This is a genomic window from Nonomuraea sp. NPDC049607 (assembly GCF_040675375.1).
Taxonomy (GTDB): domain Bacteria; phylum Actinomycetota; class Actinomycetes; order Streptosporangiales; family Streptosporangiaceae; genus Nonomuraea.
In genome coordinates this window covers 55,857-77,831 of the sequence record NZ_JBFAOV010000017.1, presented here as the reverse complement: position 1 = coordinate 77,831, position 21,975 = coordinate 55,857, and the positions used below count along the sequence as shown (strand labels likewise).

At 71.7% G+C, this 21,975-nt stretch carries 16 protein-coding genes; 8 read left to right on the top strand and 8 right to left on the bottom strand.

Features of this window, described 5'->3' with window-relative positions; genetic code table 11:
* Window positions 1-2 precede the first annotated feature (2 nt).
* The 3 genes from AB0J97_RS29785 to AB0J97_RS29775 all read right to left on the bottom strand — a co-directional run bounded on the left by AB0J97_RS29785 (window position 3) and on the right by AB0J97_RS29775 (window position 4,286).
* Window positions 3-2,030: an N-acetylneuraminate synthase family protein gene (locus AB0J97_RS29785; RefSeq protein WP_364094458.1), complete on the bottom strand. Its 2,028-nt coding sequence runs from the start codon at window positions 2,028-2,030 to the stop codon at window positions 3-5.
* 82 nt (window positions 2,031-2,112) lie between these two features.
* Entirely contained in the window at window positions 2,113-2,796 is a 684-nt protein-coding gene (locus AB0J97_RS29780; protein WP_357695889.1) for a response regulator, read from the bottom strand.
* Window positions 2,793-4,286: an ATP-binding protein gene (locus AB0J97_RS29775; RefSeq protein WP_364094454.1), complete on the bottom strand. Its 1,494-nt coding sequence runs from the start codon at window positions 4,284-4,286 to the stop codon at window positions 2,793-2,795. The genes AB0J97_RS29780 and AB0J97_RS29775 overlap by 4 nt, the downstream gene beginning before the upstream one ends.
* A 107-nt stretch (window positions 4,287-4,393) precedes the next feature.
* On the opposite strand from AB0J97_RS29775, the gene AB0J97_RS29770 reads away from it, so the two are divergent.
* On the top strand, window positions 4,394-5,722 hold the full coding sequence (locus AB0J97_RS29770) for a cation:dicarboxylase symporter family transporter (RefSeq protein ID WP_357695893.1): 1,329 nt from the start codon (window positions 4,394-4,396) through the stop codon (window positions 5,720-5,722).
* Between the two features lie 26 nt (window positions 5,723-5,748).
* On the opposite strand, the gene AB0J97_RS29765 is transcribed toward AB0J97_RS29770, so the two are convergent.
* The 3 genes from AB0J97_RS29765 to AB0J97_RS29755 all read right to left on the bottom strand — a co-directional run bounded on the left by AB0J97_RS29765 (window position 5,749) and on the right by AB0J97_RS29755 (window position 9,538).
* Window positions 5,749-6,567 carry an SAM-dependent methyltransferase gene (locus AB0J97_RS29765; protein ID WP_357695895.1) on the bottom strand — a complete coding sequence of 273 codons (819 nt, stop codon included), beginning with the start codon at window positions 6,565-6,567 and terminating at the stop codon, window positions 5,749-5,751.
* 47 nt (window positions 6,568-6,614) lie between these two features.
* Window positions 6,615-7,961 carry an ATP-binding protein gene (locus AB0J97_RS29760; RefSeq protein ID WP_357695897.1) on the bottom strand — a complete coding sequence of 449 codons (1,347 nt, stop codon included), beginning with the start codon at window positions 7,959-7,961 and terminating at the stop codon, window positions 6,615-6,617.
* 83 nt (window positions 7,962-8,044) lie between these two features.
* Window positions 8,045-9,538 (bottom strand): glycoside hydrolase family 13 protein, encoded by a 1,494-nt coding sequence (locus AB0J97_RS29755; protein WP_364094449.1) that lies wholly within the window; start codon window positions 9,536-9,538, stop codon window positions 8,045-8,047.
* Window positions 9,539-9,839: 301 nt separating this feature from the next.
* On the opposite strand from AB0J97_RS29755, the gene AB0J97_RS29750 reads away from it, so the two are divergent.
* From AB0J97_RS29750 to AB0J97_RS29725, 6 genes are read left to right on the top strand one after another with little or no spacing between them, the layout of a single operon-like run.
* Window positions 9,840-11,117: a maltose ABC transporter substrate-binding protein gene (locus AB0J97_RS29750; protein WP_357695901.1), complete on the top strand. Its 1,278-nt coding sequence runs from the start codon at window positions 9,840-9,842 to the stop codon at window positions 11,115-11,117.
* A 1-nt stretch (window position 11,118) separates the two neighbouring features.
* Window positions 11,119-12,687, top strand: a complete 1,569-nt coding sequence (locus tag AB0J97_RS29745) for an ABC transporter permease subunit (RefSeq protein WP_357695903.1) — start codon at window positions 11,119-11,121, stop codon at window positions 12,685-12,687.
* Window positions 12,684-13,523 carry a sugar ABC transporter permease gene (locus AB0J97_RS29740; RefSeq protein ID WP_357695905.1) on the top strand — a complete coding sequence of 280 codons (840 nt, stop codon included), beginning with the start codon at window positions 12,684-12,686 and terminating at the stop codon, window positions 13,521-13,523. The genes AB0J97_RS29745 and AB0J97_RS29740 overlap by 4 nt, the downstream gene beginning before the upstream one ends.
* Before the next feature lie 4 nt (window positions 13,524-13,527).
* Complete coding sequence (locus AB0J97_RS29735; protein WP_364094444.1) at window positions 13,528-15,312, top strand: glycoside hydrolase family 13 protein; 1,785 nt, start codon at window positions 13,528-13,530, stop codon at window positions 15,310-15,312.
* 58 nt (window positions 15,313-15,370) lie between these two features.
* On the top strand, window positions 15,371-16,621 hold the full coding sequence (locus AB0J97_RS29730) for a NosD domain-containing protein (protein ID WP_364094441.1): 1,251 nt from the start codon (window positions 15,371-15,373) through the stop codon (window positions 16,619-16,621).
* Between the two features lie 18 nt (window positions 16,622-16,639).
* Window positions 16,640-16,936 carry a hypothetical protein gene (locus tag AB0J97_RS29725; protein ID WP_357695911.1) on the top strand — a complete coding sequence of 99 codons (297 nt, stop codon included), beginning with the start codon at window positions 16,640-16,642 and terminating at the stop codon, window positions 16,934-16,936.
* 3 nt (window positions 16,937-16,939) lie between these two features.
* Here AB0J97_RS29725 and AB0J97_RS29720 read toward each other — a convergent pair whose 3' ends face one another.
* Entirely contained in the window at window positions 16,940-18,100 is a 1,161-nt protein-coding gene (locus AB0J97_RS29720) for a thiolase family protein (protein ID WP_364094438.1), read from the bottom strand.
* Between the two features lie 70 nt (window positions 18,101-18,170).
* The gene (locus AB0J97_RS29715; RefSeq protein WP_357695915.1) at window positions 18,171-18,728 is read right to left on the bottom strand and encodes a TetR family transcriptional regulator; all 558 of its coding nucleotides are present in this window, start codon (window positions 18,726-18,728) and stop codon (window positions 18,171-18,173) included.
* A 53-nt stretch (window positions 18,729-18,781) separates the two neighbouring features.
* Here AB0J97_RS29715 and AB0J97_RS29710 point away from each other — a divergent pair, with 53 nt between their 5' ends.
* Window positions 18,782-21,907, top strand: a complete 3,126-nt coding sequence (locus tag AB0J97_RS29710; protein WP_364094435.1) for a cytochrome P450 — start codon at window positions 18,782-18,784, stop codon at window positions 21,905-21,907.
* The last annotated feature ends 68 nt before the right edge of the window (window positions 21,908-21,975 follow it).

Below are 21,975 nucleotides of genomic sequence, written 5' to 3'. Positions count from 1 at the left end.
ACTCAGACGGTCACCCGGCGCAGCCGGGCCTTGGGCGCCTCCTCGCCGGGGAAGACGCGCTTGACGCCGTCGCCCATGGCCTGCTCGATGATGCGGATGTCGCGGACGAGGTGCTCCAGCCCGGACGGCTCCAGCGAGGCGGCGTGGTCGGAGCCCCACATGGTGCGGTCGAGCGTGATGTGCCGCTCGACGCAGACCGCGCCCAGGGTGACCGCGGCCAGGGAGATCTGCAGGCCGCGCTCGTGCCCGGAGTAGCCGACCGGCACGCCGTAGCGCTCCTTGAGCGTGGTGATCGTGCGCAGGTTGGCCTCCTCCGGCGGCAGCGGGTACGTGGAGGTGGCGTGCATCATGATCAGCCGGTCGGTGCCGAGGATCTCGACGGCCTGGTCGATCTCCGACAGCGTGGACATGCCGGTGGACAGGATGAGCGGCTTGCCGGTGGCCGCCAGGGCGCGCAGCAGCTCGTGGTCGGCGACGCTGGCCGAGGCGATCTTGTGGGTCAGCACGTCCATGTTCTCCAGGAACTCCACGGACGGCACGTCCCACGGCGAGGCGAACCAGTGCAGGCCACGCTCGTCGCAGTACTTCGCGATCTGCCGGTACTCGTCGTAGCCGAACTCGGTGCGCTCCTTGTACTCCAGGTACGTCATCTCGCCCCACGGAGTCTGCCTGATCTGGCCCTTCTGCTCCTCGGGCACGCAGATCGCGGGGGTGCGCTTCTGGAACTTGACCGCCTGGCAGCCCGCCTCGGCCGCCACGTCGATGAGCCGGCGGGCGAGGTCGAGGTCGCCGTTGTGGTTGATGCCGATCTCGCCGATCATGTAGACGGGCTCGCCGTCGCCGACCAGCACGTCGCCGATCGCGACCGGGCCGAGCCGCGGACGGGCCTTGGCCTCGGCGACCGGCGGCTCGGGCCGGGCCGCCACCACCAGGTCGCACAGCTCGCGCACCGCGCCGGAGCCGCCGGGCCTGGTCAGCACCACGCGGGCGGCGGCGCGCACGCGCGGGTGCGCGTCGGGGGTGGCGATCGGCCAGCCGACCTCGGCCATCGGGCCCAGGTCGTTGACGTCGTTGCCGACATAGGCCACGCGCGCCGGGTCCAGGCCCTCGATGGCCAGCCAGTCGCGCAACACGATGCGCTTCTCGGCCAGGCCCTGCAGCACGGGCACGCCCAGCTTGCGGGCGCGGGCGGCCACGACCGGGTTCTGCTCGGTGGACATCACCAGCACCTTGACCCCGGAGCGGCGCAGCAGCGAGACGCCCATCCCGTCCGAGCGGCTGACCAGGACCATCTCCCGGCCGTCGGAGTCGATGTAGGCGCGGTCGTCGGTGTGCACGCCGTCGAAGTCGGTGATGACCGCGTCCACGTCGATCGGCTCGGGCTGGTCGATGAACGGCGCGAGGGCGCGCACCAGCTCCAGGTCCCCGGGGTCGTCGACCTCGATGGCGTGCTGCGGCGGCACCGGCTGCACGGCGACCTCGCCGAAGAAGCGGTGGCCGTGCTCGCGCAGGCCGGCGGTGCGCATGACGTAGAACGCGCCGTTCTCACGGAACTGCGGCTCGCGGTCCTGCCTGCGCTGCCGTACGGCCGGGTCGTGGTTGACGCCCGCGCCCGCGGCCGTCCACAGGAACTCGTGGGTGGGCAGCCCGGACACGACCGAGTCGGCCTCGCCGTCCAGGACCCTGCGCACGGCGGCCGACAGGTCGGCCGGGTCGATGAACGCGCTGGTGCACTGCACGAGAACGACCACCTCGGGGTCCTCGCCCAGGGCGTCGAGGGCGTGCAGCACGGCCGACTCGCTGGAGGCGGTCGCGCCGCTCAGCTCCTCGGGCCGCTCCACCACGACCGCCCCCGCCGCGCGGGCGGTCTCGGCGATCTGCGGGTGGTCGGTGCTGACCACGACCTGGTCCACGAGCTCGGCCCGCAGGCACGCCCGTACCGCGCGGGTGACCAGCGGGACGCCCCCGACCAGGGCGAGGTTCTTCAGGGGTACGCCCGCCGAACCTCCGCGGGCGGGAACAACGGCCAAGACTCGCAAGTGTCTTCTCCTCAGTGCGTGGGATCGCACCCAGAAGCTAGAGGCCGGGATTGAACGGGCAGCGTCACCGCCATTAACTTTCCATGGGGATCCGGTAGAGCAACTCTGGCCGGCCGACCCCGCCGTACTGCGGCACGCGCACCGCCATCCCCAGCTCGACCAGGTGTTCCAGGTAGCGGCGGGCGGTCACCCGCGACACCCCCACGGCCTCGGCGACGCTCTGCGCGGAGCTGCCGCCGGGCCGCTCGCGCAGCCGGGCCGACACGGCGTCGAGGGTGTCGCGGGCCAGCCCTTTGGGCAGCTCGGAGGGGCCGCGCAGGGTGCCGAGCACCCGGTCCACGTCGCCCTGGGCGACGATCACGCCGGTGTCCTGCCTGAACCGGGCGTAACGCGTCAGCTTCTCGGCCAGGGTCGCGTAGGTGAACGGCTTGAGAAGGTACTGCGAGACGCCCAGCGACACCGCCGAACGGACCATGGCCAGGTCGCGCGCGGAGGTGACGGCGATGACGTCGCACAGCAGCCCGCCGGCCCGCACCGCGCGGCACACCTCCAGGCCGTGCATGTCGGGCAGGTACAGGTCGAGCAGGATGAGGTCGACGGGCCGCCCGCGCAGGAACCGCAGCGCCTCGCCGCCCGAGCGGGCCACCCCGGCCACCTCGAAGCCGGCCACCCGCTCGACGTAGACCCGGTTGGCCTCGGCCGTGATCCCCTCGTCCTCCACGATCAGCACGGAGACCGCCCCACCCGGCCCGCTCATCGCACCCGCTCCGGGACCGGCAGGCGCACGGTGAACGCCGATCCGGCCACGTCGATCGTGCCGCCGAGGCGGCGCACCGCCTGCCCGACCAGCGCCAGCCCGAGCCCGTGGCCGTCGCCCTTGGTGGTCCAGCCCTTCGCGAACGCCTCCGGCGTGGTCAGCCCCGGCCCGTCGTCGGCCACCCTGATCACCACCCCGTCCCGGTCCGCGCTCAGGCGCACCTCGACCCTGGTGGCCGCGTCGAGGGCGTTGTCGACCAGGTTGCCGACGATCGTCACCAGGTCGCGCGGGTCCAGGCCCAGGTCGTCCAGGTCGCTGTCCGGCGTCAGCACCAGCTCGCCGCCGCGCTCGGCCGCCTCGGCGCTCTTGCCGAGCAGCAGCGCGGCCAGCACCGGCTCGCGCACCGCGCCCACCACCCGGTCGGTCAGCTCCTGCGCCGCGCGCAGCTCCGCCGTGCCCAGCGCGACCGCCTGCTCGGTGCGTCCCAGCTCGACCAGCGTGATCACGGTGTGCAGCCGGTTGGCGGCCTCGTGCGCGGCCGAGCGCAGCGAGTCGGCGAAGCCGCGCTCGGCGTCGAGCTGCCCGGCCAGCGCCTGCAGCTCGGTGTGGTCGCGTACGGTCACCACCGTGCCGAGCCTGCTGGCCGCGATGTTGACGGCCAGCACCCGGTCGCCGGCCAGGTGCACGCGTTCCTCATGGCCCTCCAGCAGCGCCGACAGGCCCAGCTCGGCCACGTGCCGGCCCTCGGCGTCCGGCGGCAGGTCCAGGAGCTGCCGGGCGGCGTCGTTGCAGAGCGTCAGCGTGCCGTCGCCGCTGACCAGCAGCAGGCCCTCCCGCACGGCGTGCAGGACGGCGTCGTGGTGGTCGTGGATGCGGCCCAGCTCCACCGGGCCGAGCCCGTGGGTCTGGCGGCGCAGCCGTACGGTGACCAGCCACGTCCCGGCCGCGCCCAGGCCGAGCGCCAGTGCGGCGACCAGGCCGCTCCAGGCGAGCTGGTCGCGCAGCCTGGCGCTGATCCGGTCGATCGTGATGCCCGCGCTGACCAGGGCCCGCACCCGGCCCCCGGACCACACGGGCGTCACGGCCCGCTTGGAGGGGCCGAGCGTGCCGGTGTAGGTCTCGACGAAGGTCTCACCGGCCAGCGCCCGCCCGGTGTGGCCGAGGAAACGTCTGCCGATCTCGGCCGGGTTCGGGTGGGTGTAGCGGGTGCCGTCCGGCTTCATGATGGTGACGAAGTCGACGCCCGTCTGCTCGCGCACCCGTTCGGCGTACGGCTGCAGCGCCAGGGTCGGTTCCGGGTCGTCCAGGGCGGCGGCCACGCCCGGCGCGGCGGCCACGCTGACCGCCACGGCCCTGGCCGTGGCGCCCGCCTCCTCGGTCAGCAGGCGATGGGCCTGCACCAGCGCGAGCACCACGCAGCCGGTGACGGCGACCGCGACCACGAGCAACTGCAGGACCAGCATCTGGCCCGCCAGGCTCCAGCGGCGCATGAGCCTCCCCTCGCGTGAACGAAACTTACTCAATCGTGACGTGGGTCACAGTGAGGCGCATAGTCGCACGGCCAGCCCCTTTTTCCAAAGCGGTGGAGAGACCCCCCATGCGTGATCGAACTCGTTACCTGTACCTGGCCGTCGTCGTGGCGGTCCTGCTCGGCATCCTGGTCGGATTCGTCTGGCCGGAGGCGGGCAAGGAGCTCAAACCCCTCGGCACCGGCTTCGTGGCGCTGATCAAGATGCTGATCAGCCCCATCATCTTCTGCACGATCGTGCTCGGCATCGGCTCGGTACGCCAGGCCGCCAAGGTCGGCAAGGTCGGCGGCCTCGCACTCGGCTACTTCATGGTGATGTCCACCGTGGCCCTGGTCATCGGCCTGCTGGTCGGCAACGTCATCGACCCCGGCTCCGGGCTGCACCTGACCGACGCCGCCAAGCAGGCCGCCGAGGCCGAGGCGGCCAAGGGCGAGGCCACCGGCGGGGTCGACTTCCTGCTCGGCATCATCCCCGTCACCCTGGTGTCGGCCTTCACCGAGGGCTCGGTCCTGCAGACGCTGCTGGTGGCGCTGCTGGCCGGGTTCGCGCTGCAGGCGATGGGGGAGCGGGGCGCGCCGATCCTGCGCGGCGTCGAGCACGTCCAGCGGCTGGTGTTCCGCATCCTGGCCATGGTCATGTGGGCCGCGCCGGTCGGCGCTTTCGGGGCCATCGCGGCCGTGGTCGGCGCCACCGGGATCGAGGCGCTCAAGAGCCTGGCCATCATCATGATCGCCTTCTACGTCACCTGCCTGCTGTTCGTGGGCGTGGTGCTGGGCGCGCTGCTGTGGCTGGTCGCCCGGATCAACCTGTGGTCGCTGCTGCGCTACCTCGGCCGGGAGTTCCTGCTGATCCTGTCCACGTCGTCGTCGGAGACGGCGCTGCCGCGGCTGATCGCCAAGATGGAGCACTTCGGGGTGAGCCGGACGGTGGCCGGCATCACCGTCCCGACCGGCTACTCCTTCAACCTCGACGGCACCGCCATCTACCTCACCATGGCCACGCTGTTCATCGCCTCGGCCACCGGCGCGCCGCTGCAGGTCGGCGAGCAGATCTCGCTGCTGCTGTTCATGATGGTCGCCTCCAAGGGCGCCGCGGGCGTGACCGGCGCGGGCCTGGCCACGCTCGCCGGCGGCCTGCAGTCGCACCGCCCCGAACTGGTGGACGGCGTCGGCCTCATCGTCGGCATCGACCGGTTCATGTCCGAGGCCAGGGCGCTGACCAACTTCGCGGGCAACGCCGTGGCCACCGTCGTGGTCGGCACCTGGACCGGCGAGTTCGACCGGGAACGCGCCGCCGAGGTGCTGGCCGGGCGGGCGCCGTTCGACGAGTCCACGCTGCTCGACGAGGCGGACGACCGCCCCGGGCCGGAGGCGGAACGCGAGGTTGTGCGCGTCTAGGGCCCGCGTGCGAAGCGTCTAGGGGTCTAGGGCTTGCGGCCGATGCCCGCGTAGCCCATGCGGGCGAAGTCGTCGTCGTAGAAGGGCGGGTTCTGGGGGTCGGTGAACGGGAAACCGAGCTCCGGCCCCTTGCCCGTGGCCAGACCGGGCGGGATCAGCTCGAAGTCGCCGAAGAAAGCCGCGATCTCCTTGCCCGGCCGCGGGCAGAAGGGCGCGTTGGCTCGCCGGTAGAACTGGCTGACGCGGGCCACGCGCTGCGGCGCGTGGTCGGTGCCCACGTGCGACAGGGCCAGGTAGCTGCCGGGGGCGAGCGCGTCGCGGTAGGCGGCCACGAAGCCCTGCGGGTCGTCCTTGTCGGGGATCAGGTGCAGCACGAACATCATGAGCACGGCGACGGGCTTGCCGAAGTCCAGCAGCCCGCGCACCTCGGGGCTGTCCAGCACCTCCCGCGGGCGCCGGACGTCGCCGTGCAGCATGGCCACCTGCCCGGGGTCGGCCAGCAGCGCCCGGCCGTGCGCGGCCACCACCGGGTCGCTGTCCACGTAGACCACGCGGGCCTCCGGCGCGAGCCGCAACGCCACCTCGTGCACGTTCTCGGCGGCCGGCAGACCGGAGCCGAGGTCGAGGAACTGGGTGACACCCCGGTCGCACAGGTACTTCACCATCCGGCCGATCAGCAGCCGGTTCTCCCGCGTGCCGTCCCTGACCTCCGGCATCGCGCTCAGCACCAGCTCGGCCAGCTCCCGGTCGGCCGGGAAATTGTTCTTTCCGCCCAGGAAGTAGTCGTACATACGCGCGGTGTTGGGGATGTGAGGATCCACGCCCTGGGGGACTTCTTGCGTCATGAGGGCATGATCCACTAACCGGCTGCCGGAAATCTACGCTATCGACATCAGATGGCCGGAAGCCTCAGGACGAACCGCGCCCCGCCCCGGCGGTCCTCCACCCGCACGCTGCCCCGGTGGGCCATCGCCACGTCCCTGGCGATCGCCAGGCCGAGGCCGGTGCCGCCGGAGTCGCGGCTGCGGGCGGCGTCCAGGCGGGTGAACCGCTCGAAGATGCGCTCGCGGTCGGCCTCGGCGATCTCCTGGCCGTCGTTCTCCACCGCCAGCACGGCCGTGCCGCCCCTGGCCGGGCCCGCCTCCCTGGCGACCACGACCAGCACCAGGGTCTCGGCGTGCCGCTGGGCGTTGTCCAGCAGGTTCGTCAGCACCCGGGCCAGTTGCAGGCGCACGCCCTCGACGACCACGCCCTCGGTCAGCTCCAGCCGCGTGGGCAGTTTGTCGCTGCGCACGGCCAGCTCCTGCCGTACGAGGTCGGCCAGGTCCACCGGCTCCCTGGCCATGTCCACCCGGGAGCCGATCCTGGCCAGCAGCAGCAGGTCGGTGATGATCGCCTCCAGCCGGTCGGTGTCGCGCAGGGCGCTGTCCACCAGCGCCTCCACGTCGGTGTCCTCCGGGTAGAGCTGGGCGCTCTCCAGTTGGGCGCGCAGCCCGGCGATCGGGGTGCGCAGCTCGTGGGAGGCGTCGGAGGCGAACTGGCGTTGTTGCAGCGCGGAACGTTCCAGCCGGGCCAGTGTGTTGTTGACGGCCTTGGCCAGCATGGCGACCTCGTCCTCGCCGCCCGGCTGGGTGACCCGGTGGCTCAGGTCGCCGGCGCTGACCGCGTCCAGCTCGGCGCGCATGGTCGCCACCGGGCGCAGCGCGCGGCCGGTGACCAGCCAGGTCGCCCAGGCGGTGAGCGCGATCAGCACCGCCACCTGGGAGAACACGATCACCTCCAGCGTCTGCGAGGCCAGCACCTCCGGGGTGCTGCGGCCGGCGTAGACGATGGGGGAGTCCTCCGACATGCCGGCCTTGACCGCCGACAGGTGCACGCACTCGGTCGGCAGGCAGTTGGTGGTGTTGACGACGCGGCTCTCGGCGGTGGGCCGCACGTCGCTGAGCGGCGGCAGGTTCCTGGCCGCGTCGCTGCTGGCCAGGACGCGGCCGTCGGTCCCGACCACCTGGATCAGGTCGATGGACGGATTGGGCACCGGGATCGTGGCGCCCTGCGGCAGCCCGCCCGCGCGCATCTCGGAGGCCACCCGCTCGGCGGTGTCCCGCGTGTCCCGGTAGACGGCGGCCGTCACCAGGGACCGCGAGACGATGCACCCGGCGATGCCCACGGGGATCAGCACGAGGGCGGCTACGGCCGTCGCGATGAGGGTGACGCGTCCGCGCAGGGAGCGGGCCCACATGGGTGGCACTCCCCGAGACTACTAACCGTCATTGCCGCCACATGCCGCGTTCAGGCAGCGTTGAGGGAAAGGTTCCGCCAACGTCAGCGCTGGATCCAGACCGTGGTGTCCGGCGGGACCGAGCCGTCGGCCGCCAGCGGACCGCTGGCCAGCAGCACCGTGCCGGGCACGACCGGGGCGACCGGCTCCTCGCCGGTGTTCAGCATCACGACCAGGCCCGGGTCGCGCTGGACGGCCAGCACGTCCTCGGAGGTCTCCAGCCACCTCAGCGTGCCGCCGCCGAGCGCCGGGTGCTCCTTGCGCAGCCTGAGCGCGGCCCGGTAGAGGTGCAGCGTGGAGTCCGGGTCGTGCTCCTGGGCCGCGGCCGACAGCAGTGTCCACGAGGCGGGGATCGGCAGCCACGGGTCGGTCCAGCCGCAGCCCGGCTCGCTCGTCCACGGGATCGGCACCCGGCAGCCGTCGCGGCTCTCGCCGGTGCGCCGGAAGGCCGGGTCCTGGCGCAGCTCGTCGGGCAGGTCGAGGACCTCGGGCAGGCCCAGCTCCTCGCCGTTGTAGAGGTAGGCCGAGCCGGGCAGGGCCAGCATGAGCAGCGTCGCCGCGCGGGCGCGGGCCAGGCCGCCGTGCCGGGTGACGTGGCGGGGCTTGTCGTGGTTGGACAGCACCCAGGTGGTGGGCGCGCCGACCAGCTCGGCCTCGGCCAGCGACTTCTCGATCACCGAACGGAACGACTTGGCGTGGAAGTCGGCCATCATGAACTCGAAGTTGAACGCCTGGTGCAGCTCGTCCGGCCCCACGTACCGGGCCAGCCGCTCGGGCGAGGACACCCACGCCTCGGCGACGGCCATCCGCCCGCCGGGGTAGGAGTCGAGGATCGGCCGCCACTCCCGGTAGATGTCGTGCACGCCGTCCTGGTCGAAGTAGGGCACCCGCTCGTCGCCCAGCATCTCGGCCTGGCGGCCCTCCTTGGGGCCGACGTCGGGCAGCCCCTCGGCCTTGACCATGCCGTGGGCCACGTCCACCCGGAAGCCGTCCACGCCGCGGTCCAGCCAGAAGCGCAGGACGTCGCGGAACTCGGCGCGCACCTCGGGATTGTCCCAGTTGAGGTCGGGCTGCTCGGGCGCGAACAGGTGCAGGTACCACTGGCCGTCCTCGACCTGGGTCCAGGCGGGGCCGCCGAAGATCGACTCCCAGTCGTTGGGCCGGTCGCGGAAGATGTAACGGTCGCGCAGGCCGCCCTGGAACCAGGGGTGGCGGTCGGAGGAGTGGTTGGGGACGAGGTCCACGATCACCCGGATGCCGTGCCCGTGGGCCTGCGCGACCAGGGCGTCGAAGTCGGCCAGCGTGCCGAACATCGGGTCCACGTCCCGGTAGTCGGCCACGTCGTAGCCGCCGTCGGCCATGGGGGAGGTGTAGAAGGGGCTCAGCCAGATCGCGTCCACGCCCAGCCTGGCCAGGTAGTCCAGGCGCGCCCGCACGCCCTTCAGGTCGCCGGTGCCGTCGCCGTCCGCGTCGGCGAAGCTCCGGGGGTAGACCTGATACACGACGGCGTCCCGCCACCAGTCGTCGTTGCCGAGCATGGCTTTCCTTCCCCCGGATGTCCGTGATGTCTGGTGCAGGATGTCGCGCGTTCTTGCGACAGGTCAAGTGCAAGTTTCGGAAAGTTGCAGATTGGGCGTCAAGGCGTTCTCGCGGGCGGGGACGAGGTCAGCGGGCGACGGGTCGGATGTGGTTCCGGTAACGCTCTTTCGCAAGTTCTTCCAATTCTTGCAAAGAGCCGCTAACGTCCCGGAAACGTAAGCCGTGAACAGCGGCGGATAACGATCTTTTGACGGCGGCGCACGCAGGCGCCGCCGCTCCTCCATGACCTCGGGAGGTCTCATGCGTGTACGGGTCCTGGGAGTGGCCGCCCTCTCCACCCTCGCGTTCGCCGCTACGGCTTGTGGTGACTCCGGCGCGCCCGCCTCGTCGGCGCAGCCCAGCGGTTCGGCCTCGGCCTCGGCTCCGGCCTCGGCGGCGGGCGGCACGCTGGTCATCTGGGCCGACCCGAGCCGGGTCAAGCCGCTCAAGCCCTTCGCCGACCAGTTCGGCACCGAGAACGGCGTGACCGTCGAGGTGAAGGAGATCAGCAAGGACAACCAGATGACCTTCCTGACCGCCTCCCAGCAGGGCAGCGGTCCGGACATCATGATCGGCGCGCACGACTGGATCGGCAACCTCGTCCAGAACGGCGCCATCGACCCCGTCACGCTGACCGACGAGCAGAAGGCGGCCTTCTCGGAGATCGCCATGAAGGCGGTCACCTTCAACGGCCAGGTGTACGGCGCCCCGTACGCGGTGGAGAACATCGCCCTGATCCGCAACACCAAGCTCGCCCCCGACGCCCCCGCCACGCTCGACGAGATGATCGACAAGGGCAAGGAGCTGAAGAAGGCCGGCAAGGTCAAGGAGGTGCTCTGCCTGCCCGTCGGCGTCAAGGGCGACGCCTTCCACGCCTACCCGCTGTTCGCGTCCGCGGGCGGCGCGCTGTTCGGCCAGACCGCCTCCGGCGACCCCGACCCCAAGCAGGTGCTGCTCGGCTCCGAGGGCTCGGTCAAGGCGTTCGGCAAGCTGAAGGAGCTCGGCGAGAAGGGTGACGGCGCGCTCAAGACGTCGGTCACCAACGAGAACTACATCGTCAACTTCGCCGCCGGCAAGTGCGCCTACCTGATCTCCGGCCCGTGGGCCATGAGCGAGGTCAAGAAGGGCGGCGTCTCCTACGACATCACGCCCGTCCCGGCGTTCAAGGACGGCAAGCCGGCCACGCCGTTCGTCGGCGTCCAGACGTTCTTCGTGGCCGCCAAGGGCAAGAGCAAGGCCCTGGCCCAGGAGTTCGTCGCCAACTACGTCACCAACAAGGACGTCGCCAAGGCCCTGTACGAGGCCGACCCCCGGCCCCCGGCGCTGACCGCCGCGCTGCAGGAGGTCCAGGCCGCCGACCCCGACGCCGCCAAGTTCATGGACGCCGGCAAGAGCGGCATGCCGATGCCCGCCATCCCCGAGATGGCCGCCATCTGGGAGCCGTTCGGCATCGCGGAGACGGCCGTGGTCAAGGGCGGCGACGCCGCCAAGGCCGCCGCCGCCGCGCAGAAGGCCATCGACGGCGCGCTCAAGAACTGACATGACCCAGGACGTGCACGAGGCCGTGGGGACCGACCGGTCCCCGCGGCCTCGCCGGGAACTCACCACGGCGTTCGTGGTGAGCAGGATCGCGGTGCTCGCCGTGGCCGCCGCGATCCTGCTCTACGCCGTGCCGCCGCTGGTCGCCGCCGAGTCGTGGGTCTCGCTCACGCTGCTGGGGCTGGCCGCCGCGGCCATCGCCTACCTCTACCTGACCCGCCGCTTCATCCCGGCCAAGTACCTCGTCCCCGGCACCCTGTTCCTGATCGCCTTCCAGGTGCTGCCCGTGCTCTACACGGTGACCACCGCGTTCACGAACTTCGGCGACGGGCACCGTGGCGACAAGGCCGACGCCGTCACCGCCATCGAGACCGGCTCGGTCCGCCAGGCCCCCGGCTCGCCCGAGTACGGCCTGACCACCGCCCTGCGCGGCGACGAGCTGGTGTTCCTGCTGGTCGACCCCAAGACCAAGCAGGTACGGCTGGGCACCGGCGAAGGGCTGACCCCGCTGGAGGGCGCCCAGGTCGGCCTCACCGGCAAGGTCCTGTCGGCCCCCGGCGTGACCGTGCTGAAGGCGCCCGAGGCCGCCGCCCGCGGCCAGGAGATCTCGGCGCTGTCCGTGCCGACGCCGGGCGGCGTGATCAAGGCCAACGGCCTGAGCCGGGCCGTGGAGGGCAGGGCCGCGCTCGTCTATGAGGCCGCCTGCGACTGCGTCAAGGGCAACGGCGACACCTGGACGGCCGACGAGGACCAGGGCTACTTCGTCAACGCCAAGGGCGAGCACCTGGCCCAGGGCTGGCAGGTGAACGTCGGCTTGGACAACTTCGCCCGCGTCCTGACCAACCCCACCATCTCCGGCTACTTCGTCGGCGTGCTGGGCTGGAACCTGGTGTTCGCGCTGGTCTCCGTGGCCGGCACGTTCGGGCTGGGCATGGCCGTGGCGCTGGCGCTGCACCATCCGCGCATGCGCGGCACGAAGGCGTACCGGATCGCGCTGATCCTGCCGTACGCCATGCCGGCCTTCGCCATGCTCCTGGTCTGGCGCGACATGTTCAACCGCGACTTCGGCCTGATCAACCAGTTCTTCGGGCTGAACGTCGACTGGCTCGGCGAGCCGCTCACCGCCCGGTTCGCGGTCATCCTGGTCAACCTGTGGCTCGGCTTCCCGTACATGTTCCTGGTCACCACCGGCGCGCTCCAGGCGATCCCGCGCGAGCTGACCGAGGCGGCCTCCATCGACGGCGCCACTCCGTCCAAGGCGTTCCGCCGGGTGACGCTGCCGCTGCTGCTGGTCGCGCTGACGCCGCTGCTGATCTCGTCGTTCGCGTTCAACTTCAACAACTTCAACGCCATCGCGCTCACCACCGAGGGCGGGCCGTTCCCGGCCGAGAGCCCGCAGGTGGGCGCCACCGACCTGCTGATCACCTACACCTTCCGGCTGGCGTTCGGCGCGGGCGGGGCGCAGTTCGGGTTCGCGGCGGCGATCTCGGTGTTCATCTTCGCGATCGTGGCGGTCATCTCGGCCGTGGCCTTCCGCCGTACCCGCAAGCAGGAGGAGGTCTACGCATGAGGATCGCGCTCAGGCACGTGTTCGTGCTGCTGGTGTGCGCGTTCGCGCTGTTCCCGATCCTGTTCGTGGTCTCGGCCGCGATCAACCCGATGGGCACGCTGGCCTCCACCGACCTGCTGCCGTCGGGGGCGAGCCTGAACAACTTCGTCAACCTGCTCACCTCCGACAGCTATCCGTTCGGCCGGTGGTTCTTCAACTCGGTGTTCATCGCGCTGGCCTCGTCGTTCGCGAGCCTGCTGCTGTCGATGCTGGCCGCCTACGCCTTCAGCCGCATGCGCTTCGCCGGACGCCGGGTCGGGCTGCTGGCACTGCTGCTCATCCAGATGTTCCCGCAGTTCCTGGCCATCGTGACGATCTTCATGATCTTCACCAGGGTGACCGAGCTGTATCCGGCGTTCGGCTTCAACACCGTCTGGGGCCTGCTGCTGCTCTACCTCGGCGGCGCGCTCGGCGTGAACACCTGGCTGATGAAGGGCTTCCTCGACACCGTGCCCAAGGAGCTCGACGAGGCCGCCACCGTGGACGGCGCCACCCACGCGCAGATCTTCTGGCGGGTCATCATGCCGCTGGTCACGCCGATCCTGGCGGTCACCGCGCTGCTGGCCTTCATCGGCGTCATGAGCGAGTTCCTCATGGCCAACGTGTTCCTGCGCGATCCCGAGAGCAAGACCCTGGCCGTCGGCATGTACGGCATGATCGCCGGCGACCACCGCAACGCCAACTTCGGCATGTTCGCCGCGGCGACGTTGCTCACCGCCGTACCCACGGTGAGCGTGTTCCTATGGCTGCAGAAGTACATCGTCTCCGGCCTCACGGCCGGGGCTGTCAAGGGATAGTTCATTGCGCTATGTCGGCGAGCCGCATCACGACGGCTCAGCTCTCTACGTCTCCAGCCAGGAACCGGCGCTCGGCTCGCGGGTGACCCTCTGGTTGCGGGCCCCGCGGGCCGCCGGGATCACCGGCGTGCACGTGCGCACCGTCTGCGACGGCGAGCCCCGCTACGCCGAGGCCCGCGTCGACGACTCCAGGACCGGCACGCCGGTGGCCGGCTACGGCGCGGACGACGTCTGGTGGCGGGCGGAGATCACCGCGGTCAACCCGGTCACCCCGTACCGGTTCCTGCTGCACACCCGCCGCGGCCAGCGGTGGCTGACCGCGGCCGGCCCGGTTGCGCATGACCTGACCGACGCGAGCGACTTCCGCCTGGTCTGCCACCAGGCGCCGCCCTCGTGGATGTCGGACGCGATCGTCTACCAGATCTTCCCCGACCGCTTCGACCGCTCCGGCCCGATGCCGGACCTGCCCGACTGGGCGCTGCCGCGCGACTGGGACCGCGACCCGGTGATCCCCAGCGGCCCCGGCACCGCCCAGCAGTTCTACGGCGGCGACCTCGACGGGATCACCCGGCGCCTGGACCACATCCAGGGGCTCGGCGCCGACACCGTCTACCTGACGCCGGTCTTCCCGGCCCGCTCCAACCACCGCTACGACGCCGCGAGCTTCGAGCACGTCGACCCGCTGCTCGGCGGCGACGAGGCCCTGCACCGGCTGTCGGGCGCGCTGCACGCCCGCGGCATGCGCCTGCTCGGCGACATCACCACCAACCACTGCGGCGACGCCCACGAATGGTTCACCGCCGCCGTGTCCGACGTGAACGCCCTCGAACGGGAGATGTTCTACTTCGACCCCGACACCGGCGACTACGAGTCGTGGTGGGGCGTCAAGTCGCTGCCCAAGCTCAACTGGGGCAGCGAGCTGGTGCGCTCCAGCATGCGCGCGGTGCTGAAGAAGTGGCTCGGCCCCCTGGACGGCTGGCGCGTGGACGTCGCCAACATGACCGCCAGGCTCGGCCCCGAAGACCGCAACCACGAGGTCGCCGCCATGCTGCGCCGCCAGCTCGGCCCCGAGGCGGCCTTCATCGCCGAGCACAACCACGACGCCTCGCTCGACCTCGACCGCGACGGCTGGCACGGCACCATGAACTACGGCGGCTTCACCCGCCCGGTCTGGGCCTGGCTGCGCGGCCCCGACCTGGACCTCCCGCACTTCCTAGGCGTGCCGGGCGGCGTGCCCGAGCGTGACGGCGCCGACACCCTGGCCACGTTCAGGTCGTTCGCCTCGCACATGTCCTGGCGCTCGCTCACGCACTCCTGGCAGCTCCTGGACTCCCACGACTCGCCGCGCATCCGTACGGTGACCGGCTCACGCGAACGCCACCTGCTCGCCCTGGGCCTGCAGGCCACGCTGCCCGGCACGCCCATGGTCTTCGCCGGCAGCGAGTTCGGCCTGACCGGGATCAACGGGGAGCACTCGCGCACCCCGATGCCCTGGAACCGGCCGCACGACCAGGACCAGGCGACCCTGGCGGCCTACCGCGCGCTGCTCGGGCTGCGCCGCGCCGAGCCCGCCCTGCGTCACGGAGGGTTGCGCTGGCTGCATGCCGACGCCGACTGCCTGGTTTTCGCGCGCGAGACGTTCGAGGAGTCGCTGCTGGTGTCCGTCCGCCGGGCGCCCGGCGCGGCGCTGCCCATCGGAGCGCAGGCCCAGGGCGTCTACAACGCTCCGGACGGCGACGAGATCCCGGGAGAAGGACCTGCGGTGTGTGTGTGGCGCATCACACACTGATCACGCTACGGTAGGGCTCCGCCCCGTACCGTTCTCAATTAGATAGTGGTGTGCGCGCATGAGGTTGCTCTCCGTAGCCGTCGCGGCTTCGCTTCTGACCGCCGTACCGACCGCCGCGGAGGCCAGGGCGGGCACCACCTACTACGTCGATTCCAGGGCCGGCGACGACTCCGCCGCCGGCACCAGCGCCGACAAGCCGTGGAAGTCGCTGGACAAGGTCAACTCCGTCGCCCTCAAGCCGGGCGACACCGTCAGCTTCAAGCGGGGCGGCAGCTTCACCGGCCCGCTGCGGCTCACGGCCTCGGGCACCGCCGCCCGGCCCATCGTCATCCGCTCCCACGGCACCGGCGCCCTGCCCAGGATCAGCGGCGAAGAGCGCGACTGCGTGGTCGTCAAGGGCGCCTACTGGCAGATCGGCGGCCTGCGCGCCACCGGCTGCCGGTTCGCCGGGTTCCAGCTCGGCGGCCACCACATCGAGCTGGCCGGCGTCCAGGCCGACGCCAACGTCGCGGGCGTGTGGATCACGCCGTCCGGCTCGCACAACACCGTCCGCGACAGCACGCTCACCGGCAACAACCGCATGAGCGTCAACGACGAGGGCGGCGACAACGACTCCGGCGCCTTCGGCGTGCTGCTCAACGGCGACGACAACCTGGTGACCCGCAACACCATCACCGGCAGCTACGCCAGGAGCCACGACTACGGCACCGACGGGTCCGCCGTCGAGATCTTCAACGGCGACCGCAACCGCGTCACCCACAACACCGCGCGCGACAACGAGACCTTCACCGAGCTCGGCGCCCAGAAGGGCAAGACCGCCACCGGCAACATCTTCGCCTTCAACGTCGTCACCTCCGGCCGCAGCCGCGGCTCCTTCCTCATCACCCGCGGCCCCGGCCACGTCGTCGGCCCGGTCAAGGGCACGATCGCCGTCCAGAACTCGGTCTACCTGCCGGCCAAGGACACCATCGGCTGGTCCTGCCACGACGGCTGCTCGCCCGCCATCCTCAGGTTGCGCAACAACGTGATCCAGGTCGGCGGCGAGGCGGGCTGGGCCGACGGCAAGGGCGTCGACGACGGCGGCAGCGTCTACTCCGGCCGCAAGATGACCTTCAAGCTGGGGCCGAGGTCGGTCAAGGCCGACCCGCTGTTCGTCTCCCGCACCGACCTGCGGCTGCGTCCGGGCTCCCCGGCGCTGGGCCGCGGCCTGCCGCTGTCGCCCACGTGGTACGGCGGCGCCGCCTTCGGCAAGGACATGCTGGGCAGGGCGCTGACGGGGGCGCCGGACGCCGGGGCCTACCAGCGGTAGCGGTGTAGCCTACCGAGCATGGTTCCGGATCTTCGCCTGCCGCTGGTCAAGCAGCTCGCCGAGGCCGACGTGCCCCACCGCTTCTGGCACGACGCCGGCCCCGGCGGGCGCGTCTGGCTGTTCGAGAGCGTCGAGGGCGACGGCGAGCACTGGGCGATCAGGCAGATCGAGGTCGACACCGACCGGGTCGCCCACCGCTACTGGTGGGGCCGGCTCCAGGACGAGCGCGGCTTCCTCACCGACCAGCCGCTGGAGATCTGGGAACTGACGGAGATCACCCAGGCGGCGTTCGAGGCCGTCTGGGACGCCGCCTGACCCCTAGCTCGGGCTTTCCAGGACGAGCGCGTTGGCCAGGCCGCCCGCCTCGCACATGGTCTGCAGGGCGTAGCGCGCGCCGCGCGAGCGCATGGCGTGCACGAGCGTGGTGGTGATCCGGGCGCCGCTGGCGCCGAGCGGATGGCCGAGGGCGATGGCGCCGCCGTTGACGTTGACCTTCGCCGGGTCGGCCCCCGTCTCCCGCAGCCAGGCCAGTACGACGCTCGCGAAAGCCTCGTTCACCTCGAACAGCTCGATGTCGGACAGCGAGAGCCCGGCGCGGCGCAGCACCTTCTCCGTCGCCGGGATCACGCCGGTGAGCATGAGCAGCGGGTCGGAGCCCGTGACGGCGAAGCTGTGCAGCCGGGCCAGCGGGCGCAGGCCCAGCCGGGCGGCCGTCTCGGAGCTGGTGATCAGGACGGCCGCCGCGCCGTCGTTGATCGGGCTGGTGTTGCCGGCGGTGACCGACCAGGTGATCTGCGGGAATCGCGCGGCGTAGCCGGGGTCGGCGAAGGCGGGCCGCAGCCCGGCCAGGATCTCGGGCGTGGTGGCGGGCCGGACCGACTCGTCCCGGTCCAGGCCGGCGATCGGGGCGATCTCGGCGCCGAAGTCGGCGGCGGTGGCCTTGGCGTGGGAGCCGGCGGAGAAGGCGTCCATCTCCTCGCGGCTCAGCGACCATTTCGCGGCGATCAGCTCGGCGCTGATGCCCTGCGGGACGAGCCCCCCGGGGAAGCGGGCGGCCACCGAGGGCCCGAACGGGTCGGCGCCCGGCGGCACGTTCGACCACATCGGCACCCGGCTCATCGACTCCACGCCGCAGGCCACGACCAGGTCGTACGCGCCGGACATGACGCCCTGCGCGGCGAAGTGCACGGCCTGCTGGGACGAGCCGCACTGCCGGTCGACCGTGACGGCGGGCACCGAGTCGGGGAAACCGGCGGCCAGCCAGGCGTAGCGGGTGGTGTTCATGGCCTGCTCGCCCACCTGGTCGACGCAGCCGCCGATCACGTCGTCGACCAGCGACGGGTCCACGCCGCTGCGCTCGATCAGGGCGCGCAGGGCATGCGCGAGCAGGTCGACGGGGTGCGTCCCGTGCAGCCCGCCGCCGGGTTTGCCCTTGCCGATCGGGGTGCGTACGGCTTGCACGATGACGGCGTCGCGCATCGCGGCCTCCTGTTCGTTGGAAAGTCCAACTCACCCTAACGCGAGTGGGTTGGACTTTCCAACGCAGGGGTCACCGGGCGGCCAGGCCATGGATGATCATGTTCAGGGCGACGTCGAAGCTGCGCTCGACCTCCTCGGGCTCGCCCGTCAGGTGGCCTCGCGTCTCGGCGAAGACGAACCCCGAGACGAACGCGTGCAGCACCTCGCTCGTCCGCCGCAGCTCCTCCTCGGGCACCCCGGACGCGCGCAGGATGCGGTAGAGCGCCTGCCACAGCGGCAGCCGCCGGTCCTCGACGAACTCGGGATGGTTGTGCAGATAGGTCCACATCGCCGGATGTTGCCGGGCGTGCCGGTGGTAGGCCAGGGCCAGGGTCCGGAGCTGGTCCGGCCATGGGGTGCCGTCGTCGGGCGGCAGCGGCAGCCGGACGCTGATCGTCTCGCAGATGCGGGCCAGCAGCGCCTCCTTGCTCGCGACGTGGTGATAGACCGACATGGGGTTGACGTCCAGCTCGGCGGCCAGTTTCCGCATCGACAGCCCCTCGACGCCGCCCTCGTCGATCAGGCGCAGCGCCGTGGAACAGATCTCACCGAGACTCAGGGGCGCTCCCCTGCGCGCGCTCACTGCCATACAGCGTATGGTAGCGTCAGCCATACGGTGTATGGCTACCGAAGGGAGCACTCATGAGGCGTATCCCCGCCCCGCAGGGCCTGCCGATCCTGGGCAACACGCTGCAGATCCCGGCCCACTCGCCGGTGGAGCACTTCGTCAAGGTCGCCGAGCGGTACGACGAGGGCATCTTCCGGCTGGAGGTCGCCGGGCGCACGATCGTCCTGGTCTACGACCCCGACCTGGTGGCGGAGGTGTGCGACGAGAGCAGGTTCGTCAAGCGCATCACCCCGCCGCTGTCGATCGTGCGCGACTTCGGCGGCGACGGCCTGTTCACCGCCGAGCTGCACGAGCCGGTGTGGGGGCAGGCGCACCGCATCCTGCTGCCCGCCTTCAGCCAGCGCTCGATGAAGGCGTACTACCCGCAGATGCTGGAGGTCGCCGAGCAGCTCGTCGCCTCATGGGCCGGCCGCCAGGGGCAGGACCTGCCCGTGGCCGACGACATGACCCGGCTCACGCTGGACACCATCTCGCTGACCGGCTTCGGCTTCCGCTTCGACTCCTTCGCCTCGCCCGAGCTGCACCCGTTCCTGAAGGCCATGGGCGGCGCGCTGACCGAGGCCATGCTGCGCAACCAGCAGCTCCCGTTCGTCACCCGGCTGAAGCGCGGCCACGAGGAGACCTACCGGCGCGACATCGAGACCATGCGTGTCCTGGTCGACGACGTGATCAGGCGGCGCCGCACCGAGGGCGCCGGCGACACCAAGGACCTGCTCGGCCTCATGCTGGAGGCCGCCGACCCGCAGACCGGCGGCCGCCTGTCCGACGAGAACATCCGCAACCAGGTGCTCACCTTCCTGATCGCCGGGCATGAGACCACCAGCGGCCTGCTCTCCTTCGCCCTGTACAACCTGCTACGCGACCCGCACACCCTGGCCAGGGCCTACGACGAGGTCGACCGCCTGCTGCCCGGCGACGAACCGCCCAGCTACGAGACGATCATGAAGCTCGACGTCATCCCCCGGATCCTGGAGGAGACGCTGCGGGTCTGGTCGCCGATCCCCGCATTCGCCGTCAGCGCCATCGAGCCCACCACCATCGGCGGCTACGAGATCGAGGCCGGCCAGGGCGTCGCCGTGCTGCTGCCGTCGCTGCACCGCCACCCCAAGGCGTGGGAGCGGCCGGAGGAGTTCGACATCGACCGCTGGCTGCCGGAGAACAAGAAGGACCACCACCCGGCGGCGTACAAGCCGTTCGGCAACGGTGAGCGGGCCTGCATCGGCCGCCAGTTCGCGCTGACCGAGGCCCGGCTCGCCCTGGCCATGATCCTGCGCCGCTTCGCCGTCTCCGACCCGGACGCCTACCGGATGCAGATCAAGCAGACGCTGACCATCAAGCCCGACGGGTTCACCCTGCGGGTGCGCGAGCGCCGCGCCCACGAGCGCACCGCCGCCGCCGAGGTCGTCCAGGCCGCCGGGGCGGGCGAGGAGCGCGACCTCGCGGTCACCGGCGTGCCGCTCACCGTCGCCTACGGCTCCAACCTGGGCACCGCCGCCGACATCGCCGAGCGGCTGGCCGAGCGGGCCGGCCGGTCCGGCTTCGCCACCACCCTGACCACCCTGGACGACCTCACCCCGCCGTCGGAGGGCCTGCTCGTCGTGGTCGCCTCCTCCTACAACGGCAAGGCGCCCGACAACGCCCAGCGCTTCGACGCCCTGGCGGAGCTGCCCGACCTGTCCGGCGTGCGCCTGGCGGTGCTCGGCTGCGGCAACTCCCAGTGGCCGACGTACCAGGACTTCCCGCGCCGGGCCGGGGAGAAGCTGACCGCCGCCGGGGCGGTGCCGCTGATCGAGCGCGGCGAGGCCGACGCCGACGGCGACTTCGACGGCGACGTCTCGGCGTGGACGGCCCGGCTCTGGGCCGCGCTGGCCGAGGAGTACAGCGCCCCGGCGGGCGCGGCCGGGCCGCGCTACGAGATGGACGTGCTCGGCGAGAGCGAGGTCAGGCCGGCCGTCGTGTCCGAGCGGGCCGTGCCGCTGACCGTCGTGTCCAACGAGGAGCTCACCGGCGACCCCACCGGCCTGTGGGACTTCTCGGCCGAGGCCCCGCGGCCCGGCGTGCGCTCCATCGTGGCCCGCCTGCCCGAGGGCGTGACGTACACGGCGGGCGACCACGTCGCCGTCTTCGCCAAGAACGATCCCGAGCTGGTCGAGTGGGCCCTGCGCTGCCTGCGCGTCCCGCGTGAGCAGGTGGTGCGGCTGCGCGCCGCCGGCGCCACCCACCTGCCCGTGGACACGCCGGTGACGGCCGGGCTGCTGCTGACCGAGTTCGCCGAGCTGCAGGAGGTGGCCACCAGGTCCGACCTGGAGGCCCTGGCCGCGCACACCGGCTGCCCCTGGACGCGCGGCCAGCTCGCCGAGCTGACCGCGAACTACGCCGACGAGATCCTGGCCAAGCGGGTCTCGCCGCTGAGCCTGCTGGAGCGTTTCCCGGCCGTCGAGCTGCCGCTGCCGTTGTTCCTGGAGATGGCCGGGCCGATCCGGCCGCGCTACTACTCGGTCTCCTCCTCGCCGCTGGCCGACCCCGGCCTGGTGCGGCTCACCGTCGGGCTGGTCGAGGGGCCCGCCTGGTCCGGCAGCGGCACCTACCAGGGCATGTGCTCGGCGTACCTGGCCGGGCTGCGGCCCGGAGAGGTGTTCTACGGGTACGTACGCGTGCCCGCGCCGCCGTTCCGGCTGCCGGAGGACCCGGCCACGCCGGTCATCCTGGTCGGCCCCGGCACGGGGTTCGCGCCGCTGCGCGGCTTCCTGGAGGAGCGGGCGCTGGGCGGGGCGGGCGGCCGGGCCGAGGTCTTCACCGGCTGCCGCCACCCCGACCACGACTGGCTGTACCGGGACGAGGTGACCGCCTGGGCCGCCCGCGAGGAGGTCAACGTGCACACCGCGTTCTCGGCCGTGGCCGGGCATCCGTACCGCTACGTCCAGGACGCCGTCGCCGGTCACGCCGAGGAGGTGTGGGAGCTGCTGGAACAGGGCGCGTACGTCTACGTCTGCGGCGACGGCCTGCGGATGGCCCCCGCGGTGCGTCAGGCGCTGCTGGACGTGCACCTGCGGCGCACCGGCGGGGACGGCGCGGACGGCGCGGCCTGGCTGGCCGCCCTGGAGGCGGACGGCCGCTACCAGCAGGACGTGTTCGCCTGATCCCGACGTGCGGGCGTGCGCCCGCCTGATCGTGACGTGCGGGGCTGCGTCCGCCCGAACCCCACGTG

Coding starts and splice junctions, on each gene's coding strand:
- AB0J97_RS29775 (WP_364094454.1), bottom strand. CDS start 4,286: ATGCGCCGCTGGAGCCTGGCGGGCCAGATGCTGGTCCTGCAGTTGCTC.
- AB0J97_RS29715 (WP_357695915.1), bottom strand. CDS start 18,728: ATGGCAGTGAGCGCGCGCAGGGGAGCGCCCCTGAGTCTCGGTGAGATC.
- AB0J97_RS29755 (WP_364094449.1), bottom strand. CDS start 9,538: ATGCTCGGCAACGACGACTGGTGGCGGGACGCCGTCGTGTATCAGGTC.
- AB0J97_RS29760 (WP_357695897.1), bottom strand. CDS start 7,961: ATGTGGGCCCGCTCCCTGCGCGGACGCGTCACCCTCATCGCGACGGCC.
- AB0J97_RS29765 (WP_357695895.1), bottom strand. CDS start 6,567: ATGACGCAAGAAGTCCCCCAGGGCGTGGATCCTCACATCCCCAACACC.
- AB0J97_RS29730 (WP_364094441.1), top strand. CDS start 15,371: ATGAGGTTGCTCTCCGTAGCCGTCGCGGCTTCGCTTCTGACCGCCGTA.
- AB0J97_RS29740 (WP_357695905.1), top strand. CDS start 12,684: ATGAGGATCGCGCTCAGGCACGTGTTCGTGCTGCTGGTGTGCGCGTTC.
- AB0J97_RS29725 (WP_357695911.1), top strand. CDS start 16,640: ATGGTTCCGGATCTTCGCCTGCCGCTGGTCAAGCAGCTCGCCGAGGCC.
- AB0J97_RS29770 (WP_357695893.1), top strand. CDS start 4,394: ATGCGTGATCGAACTCGTTACCTGTACCTGGCCGTCGTCGTGGCGGTC.
- AB0J97_RS29720 (WP_364094438.1), bottom strand. CDS start 18,100: ATGCGCGACGCCGTCATCGTGCAAGCCGTACGCACCCCGATCGGCAAG.
- AB0J97_RS29780 (WP_357695889.1), bottom strand. CDS start 2,796: ATGAGCGGGCCGGGTGGGGCGGTCTCCGTGCTGATCGTGGAGGACGAG.
- AB0J97_RS29710 (WP_364094435.1), top strand. CDS start 18,782: ATGAGGCGTATCCCCGCCCCGCAGGGCCTGCCGATCCTGGGCAACACG.
- AB0J97_RS29750 (WP_357695901.1), top strand. CDS start 9,840: ATGCGTGTACGGGTCCTGGGAGTGGCCGCCCTCTCCACCCTCGCGTTC.
- AB0J97_RS29745 (WP_357695903.1), top strand. CDS start 11,119: ATGACCCAGGACGTGCACGAGGCCGTGGGGACCGACCGGTCCCCGCGG.